The sequence below is a fragment of the Microbacterium sp. MMO-10 genome, assembly GCF_037148715.1.
GTDB lineage: Bacteria > Actinomycetota > Actinomycetes > Actinomycetales > Microbacteriaceae > Microbacterium.
Window position 1 is genome coordinate 168,471 of sequence record NZ_JBBCSV010000004.1, and the last position, 12,271, is coordinate 180,741.

Annotated in this window: 8 protein-coding genes; 6 read left to right on the top strand and 2 right to left on the bottom strand. The window is 70.5% G+C overall.

Features of this window, described 5'->3' with window-relative positions; all coding sequences use genetic code 11:
- Positions 1 to 353 precede the first annotated feature (353 nt).
- From WFJ17_RS13485 to WFJ17_RS13500, 4 genes are all read left to right on the top strand, one after another.
- Positions 354 to 5,387: an ExeM/NucH family extracellular endonuclease gene (locus tag WFJ17_RS13485; RefSeq protein ID WP_336648696.1), complete on the top strand. Its 5,034-nt coding sequence runs from the start codon at positions 354 to 356 to the stop codon at positions 5,385 to 5,387.
- A gap of 117 nt (positions 5,388 to 5,504) precedes the next feature.
- Positions 5,505 to 5,990, top strand: coding sequence for a DUF3817 domain-containing protein (locus WFJ17_RS13490; protein WP_251445864.1), 486 nt, complete (start codon positions 5,505 to 5,507; stop codon positions 5,988 to 5,990).
- Positions 5,987 to 7,573, top strand: coding sequence for a glutamine-hydrolyzing GMP synthase (gene guaA / locus WFJ17_RS13495; RefSeq protein ID WP_251445867.1), 1,587 nt, complete (start codon positions 5,987 to 5,989; stop codon positions 7,571 to 7,573). Before WFJ17_RS13490 ends, guaA begins: the two co-directional genes overlap by 4 nt.
- Positions 7,574 to 7,657: 84 nt before the next feature.
- Complete coding sequence (locus WFJ17_RS13500) at positions 7,658 to 8,596, top strand: L-lactate dehydrogenase (protein ID WP_251445870.1); 939 nt, start codon at positions 7,658 to 7,660, stop codon at positions 8,594 to 8,596.
- A gap of 107 nt (positions 8,597 to 8,703) precedes the next feature.
- On the opposite strand, the gene WFJ17_RS13505 is transcribed toward WFJ17_RS13500, so the two are convergent.
- On the bottom strand, positions 8,704 to 9,378 hold the full coding sequence (locus tag WFJ17_RS13505; protein ID WP_336648697.1) for a DNA alkylation repair protein: 675 nt from the start codon (positions 9,376 to 9,378) through the stop codon (positions 8,704 to 8,706).
- A gap of 117 nt (positions 9,379 to 9,495) precedes the next feature.
- On the opposite strand from WFJ17_RS13505, the gene WFJ17_RS13510 reads away from it, so the two are divergent.
- Complete coding sequence (locus WFJ17_RS13510) at positions 9,496 to 9,921, top strand: YciI family protein (protein WP_251445877.1); 426 nt, start codon at positions 9,496 to 9,498, stop codon at positions 9,919 to 9,921.
- A 5-nt stretch (positions 9,922 to 9,926) separates the two neighbouring features.
- Positions 9,927 to 11,201: an RNA polymerase sigma factor gene (locus WFJ17_RS13515; protein ID WP_336648698.1), complete on the top strand. Its 1,275-nt coding sequence runs from the start codon at positions 9,927 to 9,929 to the stop codon at positions 11,199 to 11,201.
- A 101-nt stretch (positions 11,202 to 11,302) separates the two neighbouring features.
- Here the strand turns inward: WFJ17_RS13515 and WFJ17_RS13520 are convergent, their stop codons facing one another.
- Positions 11,303 to 12,226, bottom strand: coding sequence for a Bax inhibitor-1/YccA family protein (locus tag WFJ17_RS13520; protein ID WP_336648699.1), 924 nt, complete (start codon positions 12,224 to 12,226; stop codon positions 11,303 to 11,305).
- Positions 12,227 to 12,271: the final 45 nt, after the last annotated feature.

Consider the following 12,271-nt stretch of genomic DNA (forward strand, 5'->3'; position numbering starts at 1 on the left):
CGCCGGCCGTGTCCCGACCCCTCGCTCGGCCGTGTCCCGACCTCTCGCTCGGAGATGTGCGCTTCGCTCGGAGGATCTGCCGGATCCGGTCCGAGGATCGCGTACATCTCCGAAAGAGGTGTTCGTGAACTCTGCGCTCGTACGAGCAAGGAGCGCGGTCATCGTGCGCCTTCGCGCGGACGCGGGTGAAGATCCGTTGTCCTGACAGTGAACTCCTTTCAGCGCGTCCTTATGGTCCTTGAAGCCCGCGCATAGCCTCGCCTAGGGTCGGGACGTATGCGCCGTCCCCCAGGCGGCGCCGTCGGCGGTCCCGCGAGGGAGCCGGCGTTCCACTTCCCGAGGAGACAGCACCGATGACGTCCGTCCCCACCGGCGAGAACCGCGCGGTTCCCGCCGTGAATCGCAGAAGGCGGGCGCGCCTGTGCGCGCTCGCCGTGACCACCGTCAGCGCCGTGGGCTTTGGCAGCCTCGTGGCGCTTCCGGCCTTCGCCAACACGTCCGGTACGGGGGTGGTGATCAACGAGGTCTACCTCTCCGGCGGCAGCGCGGGGGCGGCGTTCAAGAACAAGTTCGTCGAGCTCTACAACCCCACGGACGCGGCGATCCCGCTCGACGGCACCTCGGTGCAGTACCGCTCTGCGACCGGCACCGCGGGCTTCACCGGTGTGGTCCCGCTCGCCGGATCCATCCCCGCGCACGGCTACTACCTGATCCAGGGCGGCAGCAACGCCTCGAACGGCGCGGACCTTCCCACGCCGGACGCGACCGGCGGCCTGAACCCCAGCGGCACCAGCGGCACGATCGCGCTCGTCAACAGTGCGTCCGCGGTGGCGCTGCCGACCGGATCCCTCGCCGGTAGTCCCGACGTGATCGACCTGCTCGGCTACGGCACGTCCAACACGTACGAGGGCGCCGTCGCCGGCGCCCCCACGGGCAACACCGACGTGCGGTCGCTGAACCGCGCCCAGGGCGCCGACACCGACGCGAACGCGGCCGACTTCTCGCTCTCGGCGACGATCACGCCGACGAACACCAAGAACAACGCGACGGACCCCGACCCCGAGCCGACGCCGACCCCCACTCCGACCGACACGTCCGCACCCGGCGCGAGCAAGACGATCGCCGAGGTGCAGGGCACGACCGACACCTCGCCCCTCGTCGACCAGACGGTCACCGTGCAGGGCGTCGTCACCGGCGACTACCGCGTCGGCGGCTACAAGGGCATCACGATCCAGACCCAGGGCACGGGCGGCGACACCAAGACCGCCGGCGCCTCGGACGGCATCTTCGTGTTCCTGAACGCGCTCACCCCCTCCGTGGCGCGCGGCGACCTCGTCTCCGTCACCGGCAAGGTGTCGGAGTACTTCGGACAGACGCAGATCACCCCGGCCGCGCTGGGCGACGTCTCGGTCGTGACGGCCGGCGTGGGCGTCCCGCAGCCGGTCGCGCTGCCCGACAGCGTGCGCGGCGGCGACCGCGAGGCGTACGAGAACATGCTCGTGGCACCGACCGGCACCTACAAGCTCGCCTCCAGCCACCAGCTCTACAACTACGGCGCGCTGTGGCTCAACGCGGGTGACAAGCTCAACGTCAAGGCGACCGAGCTCGCCCGTCCGGGCGCCGATGCCGACGCGATCACGGCCGCGAACCGCGCGAACCGGATCCTGCTCGACGACGGCTGGTCCTCGCAGATCGGCAAGGGCGGACACACCGGCGGCCAGCCGTACTTCACCAAGGACACGGTGGTCCGCAACGGCGACACCGTGAACTTCCCCGCTGAGGGCGAGATCCTGCAGTACGGCTTCGACGACTGGCGGCTGCAGCCGGTGGTGCCGATCGACGGCACCTCCGCCGCGTCGCACAAGCCGACCTTCGGCAACGAGAACGCGCGCACGACGGCACCGCCGGCCGTGGGCGGCGACGTGAAGGTCGCGTCCTTCAACGTGTACAACTTCTTCACCACTCTCTCGAGCCAGGACGCGAACGCCCGCGGCGCCAAGACCGACGCGCAGTTCCAGATCCAGCGGTCCAAGATCGTCTCGGCGATCAACGGCCTGGGCGCCGACGTCGTCGGCCTCATGGAGGTCGAGAACGGCCCGAAGTTCGGGCTGGCGCTCGACGCCCCGCTGCAGAACCTCGTGCAGGGGCTGAACGATGCGGCCGGCGCCGAGGTGTGGGACTACGTCCGCACGCCCGCGGCGCTGAACGACACGTCGATCACCGACGTGATCACGACGGCGATCATCTACAAGAAGGCGTCCGTCACCCTGAAGGGCGACGCGTCGACCATCGTGGACGAGACGGTCTTCGGCAACGCCCGCGAGCCGATCGCGCAGACGTTCCAGACCAGCCAGGGCCGCGTGCTCTCGGTCATCACGACGCACCTGAAGTCGAAGTCTCCGCCGCAGAACGCCGGCCCCGAGCCCGCCGACGGGCAGGGCTTCTTCAACGCCGACCGTGTCGCCCAGGCCAAGGCCGAGCTCGCGTTCGCGCAGCAGGTGCAGAAGAGCTCCGGTAGCGACGACGTGTTCCTCGTCGGCGACTTCAACGCCTACGGCAAGGAGGACCCGATCGACGTGTTCTCCCAGGCCGGGTGGACCGACGTCGAGCCGACCTTCGCCACGGGGCAGTACACCTACTCCTTCGACGGTGAGCTCGGATCCCTCGACCACGTGATCGCGTCGCCGTCCGCGGCGAAGGCGATCACGGGCGCCGGCGTGTGGAACATCAACTCGCCGGAGTGGAGCGACCGCGGCTACGCGTTCGCGGCCACCGAGACGGGCACCCCGTACCGCTCCAGTGACCACGACCCGATCGTCGTGGGACTCAAGGGCGCGGCGGATCCGATCGACATCAACATCGCGACGATCAACGACTTCCACGGACGCATCGAGGCCGACAGTGCCGCCGCCGGCGCCGCGGTCGTGGCCGGTGCGGTCCAGGAGTTCCGGGCGCAGAACCCGAACACGATCTTCGCGGCCGCGGGCGACCTCATCGGCGCCTCCACGTTCACGTCCTTCATCCAGCAGGACAACCCGACGATCGACGCGCTGAACGCGGCCGGTCTCGATGTGAGCGCGGCGGGCAACCACGAGTTCGACCAGGGGTACGCCGATCTCCGCGACCGGGTCATCCCGCGTGCGGACTGGACCTACCTCAGCTCCAACGTGTTCCTCACCGCGGACGGCAAGCCGGCTCTCACCCCGTCGTGGGTGAAGGACGTGCAGGGCGTCAAGGTGGGCTTCATCGGCGCGGTGACCGAGGATCTGCCGACCCTCGTCTCGCCCGACGGCATGAAGGGCCTGGAGGTGCGCGACATCCCCACGTCGGTGAACAAGGTCGCTGCAGCGCTCAAGGACGGCGACCCGTCCAACGGCGAGGCCGACGTGATCATCCTGCTCGTGCACGAGGGCGCGACCACGACCGACGTGGCCAGCATCACGCCCGAGTCGCGCCTGGGCGAGATCGTCAACGGCGTCGACAAGAGCGTGAACGCGATCGTCTCCGCGCACACGCACCTCGCCTACAACCACGTGATCGACGGGCGTCCGGTGGTCTCCGCCGGGCAGTACGGCGAGAACATGGGCCTCATGGATCTGAAGGTCGACCCGACCACGAAGAAGCTGCTCTCGATCACCAACGAGATCAAGCCGCTCGCGAAGCAGATCACCGACCCGAAGGATCCGACCAAGAAGATCTGGGTGGGCAACTACCCCGCGGTCCCGGCGGTGCAGGCCATCGTGGACGCGGCGAAGAAGAAGGCCGATGAGCTGGGCGCGGTCAAGCTCGGCGACATCACGGCCGACTTCAACCGGGCGCGCCAGAGCGACGGCAAGACGGAGAACCGCGGTGGCGAGTCCACCCTGGGCAACTTCGTCGCCGACGTGCAGAAGTGGTCGACCGGCGCCGACTTCGCGGTGATGAACCCGGGCGGTCTGCGTGCCAACCTCACCTACGCGTCGAGCGGCGCGGGGGATGCGGACGGCAGCGTCAGCTACCGGGAGGCCGCGACGGTCCAGCCGTTCGCGAACACGCTGATGACGGTGAAGCTCACCGGCGCGCAGGTGAAGCAGGTGCTCGAGCAGCAGTGGCAGCCGGCGGGTTCGGCGCGTCCGTTCCTGAAGCTCGGCGTCTCCAAGGAGCTGACCTACACGTACGACCCGGCCGCTCCGGCGGCGACGCACATCACGGGCATCCTGGTGAACGGCACGCCGATCGACCCGGCCGCGACCTACACCGTGGGGGCGAACGCCTTCCTCGCAGCCGGCGGCGACGCGTTCACCGCGTTCCAGCAGGGCACCGACAAGAAGGACACCGGCAAGGTGGACCTGCAGTCGATGGTCGACTGGTTCGCGGCGAACAAGACGGCATCCCCCGACCTCGCTCAGCGCGCGGTCGGCGCGGTGCTCTCCGCTCCCGCCGACGCGGCCGGCTACAAGGCCGGGGAGAGCGTCACGCTGAACCTCAGCTCGCTCGCGTTCAGCGCGGGCGAGAAGGCTCCGGGAGACGTCACGGTCTCGCTCGGCGGCACCGCGCTCGCGACGACGGCCGTGAACGCGGCGGTCACGGTGGACGCCTTCGACGAGGCGGGCACCGCGACGCTGACCTTCACGATCCCCGAGGGCGTGACGGGCGCGCAGGCGCTGCAGGTCGACGTCGCGGTCACCGGGACGTCGCTCCGGCTGCCGATCACGGTCGCGGGATCCGACACCGGATCCTTCAACGGCACGATCTCGGTCGGTGCGGCCAAGGTCCTCGCGGGGGAGAAGCTGACGCTGACCGGCACGGACTTCGAGCCGGGCGAGACGCTGACGCTGCAGCTGCGCGACCAGGGCAAGAAGGGCACGGTCATCGACCTCGGCACCGTCAAGGTCGGCGGCGACGGATCGTTCACCGCCGCACCGGTGGTGCCGCGCTCCGTGAAGGGCGGCGACTACCTCGTCGCCGCGACGCAGGCGGACGGGGACGAGGCGACCGCCGCCGTCACCGTGGTCCGCGGCAAGGGCCAGCTCAAGCTCGGCGCCTCCTCGGTCGCCGCGGGCGGCACGGTCACGATCTCCGGATCGGGTCTCGAGGAGAACGAGAAGGTGGCTCTCGAGCTGCACTCCACCCCGGTCTCGCTCGGCTCGGCGACGGCGGACGCGGACGGCGCCTTCACGGCCACCGTCACGATCCCCGCCGGCACCGCCGCAGGGCAGCACCACGTGGTGGCGATCCTGTCGGACGGCTCGCAGATCTCCGTGGAGATCACGGTCGTCGCGGCCGGATCCGGGGGAGGCCTCGCGCTGACCGGTGCGGACTCGGGCTCGTTCCTCCTCCTCGCCCTGGTGCTGCTGGCACTCGGGCTGGGGCTGGTCGTCGCCCGTCGTCGCCTGCGCGTGGAGTGATCCTCTCGCGCTGACCTGCGAAGGCCGTCGGATCTCCGGATCCGGCGGCCTTCGTCGTGCGGCGCCGCGTCCCCTGGTCCGGGAATCGCGCACAGGTCCGGCGCTTAGACTGGAGGCATGCCCGAACCGAAAGCCGCGAGCTTCCCGGCCATCCGCGGGGCGCTGAAGTTCTACCAGATCGCTTCTGTGATCACCGGCGTCATGCTCCTGCTCCTGGTCACGGAGATGATCCTCAAGTACACCCCGATCCACCTCGAGCTCTTCGCGGGCGGATCCGGCGGCTTCCTCTGGTTCGCCCCGGTCGTCGAAGGCGTGCACGGCGGCCTCGAGTCCACCGGCAACGGCCTGAACCTCTCGATGGGGATCCTGGTCGCGCACGGCTGGTTCTACGTCGTGTACCTCTTCGCCTGCTTCCGCGTGTGGAGCCTGATGCGCTGGCCGTTCCTCCGCTTCATCATGCTCGCCCTCGGCGGCGTCGTGCCCTTCCTCTCCTTCATCATGGAGACCCGCGTCGCCCGCGAGGTGAAGGCGTATCTCGCCGCGCGGGAAGCCTCCTCCGACCAGAACTCCTCGACCACTCCCGCCACGGAAGGTGCCCGTTGACCGACAACACTCCCGACACCGAGCAGCGCCCCGCCCTCGTCGTCGACTTCGGTGCGCAGTACGCGCAGCTGATCGCCCGCCGCGTCCGCGAGGCCGGCGTCTACAGCGAGATCGTGCCGCACACCGCGACGGCCGCCGAGATCGCGGCGAAGAACCCGGTCGCGCTGATCCTGTCCGGCGGTCCGTCCTCGGTGTACGAAGAGGGCGCGCCGCAGCTGGATCCGGCGGTGTTCGACCTCGGCGTGCCGACGCTCGGCATCTGCTACGGCTTCCAGTACATGGCGCGCACCCTCGGCGGCGAGGTGGCCAACACCGGCCTGCGCGAGTACGGCGCGACCGACGCGATGATCCCGATCAACGACTCCACGCTGCTCGGCGGCCAGCCCGCGGAGCAGAACGTGTGGATGAGCCACGGCGACCAGGTCGCCCAGGCGCCCGACGGGTTCCAGGTGCTGGCCTCGACGCCGGCCACCCCCGTGGCCGCGTTCGCGGACGAGGAGCGCAAGCTCTACGGCGTGCAGTGGCACCCCGAGGTCAAGCACTCCGACCACGGCCAGGAGATCATCGAGAACTTCCTGCACAAGGGCGCGGGGCTCCCCGCCGACTGGAACAGCGACAACGTCATCGCCGAGCAGGTCGAGCGGATCCGCGCGCAGGTCGGCGACGCCCGCGTGATCTCCGCGATGTCCGGCGGCGTCGACTCCGCCGTGTCGACCGCGCTGGTGCACAAGGCCATCGGCGACCAGCTCACCGCGGTGTTCGTCGACCACGGTCTGCTGCGCAAGGGCGAGCGCGAGCAGGTCGAGCGCGACTACGTCGCCTCGACCGGCGTGCGCCTCATCACGGTCGACGCGGCCGACACGTTCCTCGGCCACCTGGCCGGCGTGACGGATCCCGAGACCAAGCGCAAGATCATCGGCCGCGAGTTCATCCGCACCTTCGAGCAGGTGCAGCGCGATCTCGTCGAGGAGGCGAAGGCCTCGGGCGAGAAGGTCCGGTTCCTCGTGCAGGGCACTCTGTACCCCGACGTCGTCGAGTCCGGCGGCGGCGCCGGCACCGCGAACATCAAGTCGCACCACAACGTCGGCGGTCTCCCCGACGACCTCGACTTCGACCTCATCGAGCCGCTGCGCACCCTCTTCAAGGACGAGGTGCGCGCGATCGGCCGTGAGCTCGGGATCCCCGAGGCCATCGTCGGCCGTCAGCCGTTCCCCGGCCCTGGCCTCGGCATCCGCATCATCGGCGAGGTCACCCGCGAGCGCCTCGACATCCTGCGCGAGGCCGATGCGATCGCCCGGGAGGAGCTCACGCTCGCCGGCCTCGACCAGACCATCTGGCAGTGCCCGGTCGTGCTGCTCGCCGATGTGCGGTCGGTGGGCGTGCAGGGCGACGGCCGCACCTACGGTCACCCGGTCGTGCTGCGCCCGGTGTCGTCCGAGGACGCGATGACCGCCGACTGGACCCGCCTGCCGTACGACGTGCTCGCGAAGATCTCGAACCGCATCACGAACGAGGTGCGCGACGTCAACCGCGTGGTCCTCGACGTGACGTCGAAGCCGCCGGCAACCATCGAGTGGGAGTGACGAAGGAGCTCCCGCGCCGCTGATCCGTCTCGCTTCTGCCGCGACCCGGATGTGCTCACCGGCCGGTGCGGGCAGGATGGAGTCATGGCGAACGGACGCACGAAGCTGTCGGTGATCGGAGCGGGCGGGGTCGGGGTGGCGGTCGCGTATGCGGCCCTCATCCGGGGGAGCGCCTCGGAGGTCGCGCTCTACGACGTCGCGACGGAGAAGGTCGACGCCGAGGTGCTCGACCTCGCACACGGCACGCAGTTCACGGCATCGTCGGTGAGCGGCGGATCCGATCTCTCCGTGGTCGACGGCAGTGACGTGATCGTCGTGACGGCCGGCGCGAAGCAGCAGCCGGGGCAGACCCGCATGGAGCTGGCCGGCACCAATGTGCGCATCCTGCAGGCCCTCATGCCCGCGCTCGTCGAGCGGGCCCCCGACGCGGTCTACATCATCGTCACGAACCCGGCCGATGTGATGACCGTCGTCGCGCAGCGGATCTCCGGGCTCCCGCCGCAGCGGGTGTTCGGATCCGGCACCGTGCTGGACACCTCGCGCCTGCGCTGGCGGATCGCCGAACGCGCGGGGGTGAGCACAGCCAGCGTGCACGCCGACATCGTGGGCGAGCACGGCGACACCCAGTTCCCGCTCTGGTCGAACGCGACGATCGGGCCCGTCCCGATCCTGGACTGGCCCTCGGACGACCCGTTCACCCCGGCGGAGCTCGACCGCATCGCGATCGAGGTGCGCGATGCGGCGTATGCGGTGATCCGGGGCAAGGGCGCCACGAACCTCGCGATCGGGGTGAGCGCGGCCCGCATCGCCGAGGCCGTGCTGAACGACGAGCACGCCGTGCTCCCCGTCGCGACCGTGCTGGACGACGTGCACGGCATCAGCGGGGTCGCGCTCTCGGTGCCGTCTGTGGTGAGCTCCGCCGGGGCCGAAGCGCTCGGCGAGACGCCGATGACCGCCGACGAGGAGGCGAGGCTCGCGGCGTCGGCGGCGGCGATCCGCGCGGCGCTGGACGAGCTCGGCTGACGTCGATCCGCGAGAAACCGCTTCTCGCATGAGACGCCCCGTGTGCCGTGATGTCCCATGCAGGATCCGGCTTCTCACGCGCCGGCCGCGCCGGTCCCTGGAACGGCTCAGCCCAGGTGCTTGAGAGCCTCGCGGCGGCTCAGCGGGGAGAGGCCGGGGTGCGCGTCGACGAAGGCCCGCACCCAGTCCGGATCCGCCCTCGCGTGGTCGCGCAGAGCCCAGCCGATCGCCTTGCGGATGAAGAACTCGCCGTCGCCGAGGTTCGCCTCGATCACGTCGGAGAGCAGGGCGTGATCGACGCGGTCCTTGCGCTGCAGCTGGGCGATGATCGCCGCGCGGCGGATCCAGAAGTCCTCGTCGTCCGCCCACACGCGCAGCTCCACGGCCAGCTCGTCCGGGTGCGCGTCGAGCAGATCGGCGAGCCGGTGCGCGACCTCGTCGACGTGGTCCCACCAGGCTCCGGTGCGGATCATCTCCTCGTGCACGTCGAGCAGGTCCAGCAGCCCGCGCAGGGGCCGCAGCGCCATCAGGGCCTGGGCGGCGTAGCGCTCCTCGCGGTACTCGGCCTCCCGCCACAGGTCGAGGGCCGCCTCCCGCAGCTCATCGACGTCGGCGACACCGCGCGCCGCCTGTGTGGCCAGCCGCCGCGCCTCCGGCACGCGCACTCCGAGGAACGGCATGGCCGACTTCATGTAGGCCTGCTGGCCCGGTGCGAGAGCGGGGTCCGCGGCCGCACGCAGGGTCTCGCGGATCTCGGCGGCCAGGCGGGAGGAGGACGTCACATCCGGAGTCTAGAAAATCTTCGAAGGAATCTCGACGAGCTGTCGATCCCGCGTCTTCTCGTTCGACGTCTTGAGTGAGAGGGTCGAAGGACGACCCCCGATGAGGAGACAGACATCATGAAGTTCATGCTGATCATGCGCGCGGACGAGCAGGGCGTGCGGGCGTACGAGGACATGCCGTTCGAGCAGGTCATCGAGGCGATGGGCCGGTACAACGAGTCGATGATCAAGGCGGGCGTGCTGCTGGCCGGAGAGGGCCTCACCGACGCCGCGGAGGGTTTCGTCGTCGACTTCTCCGGCGAGGCGCCGCTGGTCACCGACGGCCCCTACGGCGAGACGAAGGAGCTGTTCAACGGCTTCTGGATCATCGAGACGTCCACGCGCGAGGAGGCGGCGGAGTGGGCCAAGCGTGCGCCGCTCGGACCGGGTGCGTTCCTCGAGGTGCGTCGCGTCACCGAGCTGGAGGACTTCCCGGCCGACAACGAGTGGATCCAGAAGGAGGCCGGCTGGCGCGAGGAGGCCGCCGCCCGCGCGGCCGAGTGACGGCGATGGCCGGATCCGATTCCGCGGCGACGGAGGGCGCTGAGACAGAGCGCGCCGTCGCCGCGGTGTGGCGCATCGAGTCGGCGCGGATCATCGCCACGCTGACGCGTTTCACCGGGGACTTCGGCCTCGCCGAGGACCTCGCGCAGGATGCCCTGCTGGAGGCCCTCGCGCAGTGGCCGCGCGACGGGGTGCCCGCGAACCCCGCCGCCTGGCTGACGGCCGTGGCCAAGCGCCGTGCCATCGACGGGTGGCGGCGCAGGGAGCGCTATGACGATCGCCTCGCCGTGATCGCGCACGATCTCGAGCGGGAGCAGGACGCCGCCCTGGACGCGCCGCCCTGGGATCCCGACGCGATCGACGACGACGTGCTGCGACTGGTCTTCATCGCCTGCCACCCGGCGCTCTCGCGGGAGGCGCGCGTGGCCCTCACCCTGCGCGTGGTCGGCGGTCTGAGCACGGAGCAGATCGCGCGCGCGTTCCTGGTGCCCACGGTCACCGTGCAGCAGCGCATCGTGCGGGCGAAGAAGACGCTCTCGGTCGCCAGGGCTCCCTTCGAGGTGCCGGGGCGCGACGAGTTCCCCGCCCGGCTCGGAGCCGTGCTCGGCGTGCTCTACCTGGTGTTCAACGAGGCGCATGCGGCGTCGGCGGGGGAGGACCTGCTCCGTCCGGATCTGGGACGCGAGGCGATCCGGCTCGCCCGGGTCCTGACCGCGCTGATGCCGGCCGAGCCGGACGTGCACGCGCTGCTCGCGCTCCTCGAGCTCACCGCCGCGCGCTTCCCTGCGCGCGTCGATGCGCACGGCGACCCGGTGCTGCTCGCCGACCAGGACCGCCGTCTGTGGGACCGCGGTCGCATCGCGCGCGGACGCGCCGCCCTGGCCCGGGCGGACGCCTTCGGCCGCGGGCGCGGGGCGTACGCCCTGCAGGCGGCGATCGCCGAATGCCATGCCGTCGCGCCATCGGTCGAGGAGACCGACTGGGAGCGCATCGTGCTGCTGTACGAGGCGCTCGGGCGTCTCGCGCCCTCGCCGGTCGTGGAGCTCAACCGCGCCGCAGCCGTCGCGATGGCGACGGGCCCGGCGTCGGCGCTGCGGATCGTCGACGGGCTCGTCGCGGGCGGGGCCCTGCGCGGCTACCACCTGCTGCCGGCGACGCGCGGCGAGCTGCTGCTGCGCCTCGGGCGGGCGGAGGAGGCGCGCTCGGAGTTCGCGGTCGCCGCCGCGCTGGCCGGCAACGACCGGGAGCGTGCGCTGCTCGAGCAGAAGGCCCGCGGCTGACGGATCCAGCCCCGTTCTCGTCGGGACCGGACTCCGGCCCCGACGAGAACGACGAAGGCCGCCCTCCGAGGAGAGCGGCCTTCGTGCGGATCAGAGCCGCGTCAATTGTTGCCGCGGGCGATCGCGATCATGCGCAGGATCTCGACGTAGAGCCAGACGACGGTGACCATGATGCCGAAGCCGCCGAGCCAGCCGTACTGACGCGGGGCGCCGTTGCGCACGCCCTGCTGGATCTGGTCGAAGTCCATGACCAGCGAGTACGCGGCGAGGAAGACGACGAGCACGCCGATGATCAGGCCGAGCGGGATGCCGGCGACCTTGGCGCTGTACAGGCCGAACATCTGGTTCGCCGGCAGCACGTTGAACACCATCAGCACGACGTTGAGCAGCGAGAACAGCAGGTAGCCGAGCATCGCGATCATCACGATCTTGGTCATCTTCGCGGAGGCGCGGACCTTGCCGCTCGCGAACAGCGCGAGGGTGACGGCGACCACGGCCGCCGTGGCGAGGGTCGCCTGCAGCACGATGCCGGGCCAGAGCACCTCGAAGAACGCCGAGATGCCTCCGATGAAGAGGCCCTCGAACGCGGCATACGCGAAGATCAGCGCCGGGCGCACCTTCTTGCGCGAGGTGAAGCTGACGACCATCGCGAGCACGAAGCCGCCGAGCGCGCCCACGGCCCACGGCCAGATCGCGACGGCGGTCGGCGTGCGCGGCACGGCCGCCCCGCCGAGGGTGAAGAACCAGCCGACCGCGGCGAAGACGAGCAGGATCCCGAACAGGCCCGCGGTCTTCCAGACCGTGTCCTCGACGGTCATCCGGTCGGTCTCGATGGCGCCGGCGGACGGCGCGGCGTACATGCCCTCGAGGTTCGCGTTGACGGCGGCCTGCTGGGCCGCGGCGAGCTGCGTCGCGGGCGGCGGCGGCGCGTACTGGCCACCCGCCTGCGCGCCCCCGGGATAGGTCGCGACGGCGCGCGGATCCCGCTCCTTGAACGCCGGGTTGTTGAAGGCGAAGTTGCTCATGGTCGGCCTCACTCCTCAGAAGTGGTGGTCATCTTCCCTCTACAG

Excerpts from the sequence above, each read along its gene's own strand:
- WFJ17_RS13510 (WP_251445877.1), top strand. The coding sequence starts at position 9,496 with ATGAAGTTCATGCTGATCATGCGCGCGGACGAGCAGGGCGTGCGGGCG.
- WFJ17_RS13490 (WP_251445864.1), top strand. The coding sequence starts at position 5,505 with ATGCCCGAACCGAAAGCCGCGAGCTTCCCGGCCATCCGCGGGGCGCTG.
- WFJ17_RS13485 (WP_336648696.1), top strand. The coding sequence starts at position 354 with ATGACGTCCGTCCCCACCGGCGAGAACCGCGCGGTTCCCGCCGTGAAT.
- WFJ17_RS13500 (WP_251445870.1), top strand. The coding sequence starts at position 7,658 with ATGGCGAACGGACGCACGAAGCTGTCGGTGATCGGAGCGGGCGGGGTC.
- WFJ17_RS13520 (WP_336648699.1), bottom strand. The coding sequence starts at position 12,226 with ATGAGCAACTTCGCCTTCAACAACCCGGCGTTCAAGGAGCGGGATCCG.
- WFJ17_RS13515 (WP_336648698.1), top strand. The coding sequence starts at position 9,927 with ATGGCCGGATCCGATTCCGCGGCGACGGAGGGCGCTGAGACAGAGCGC.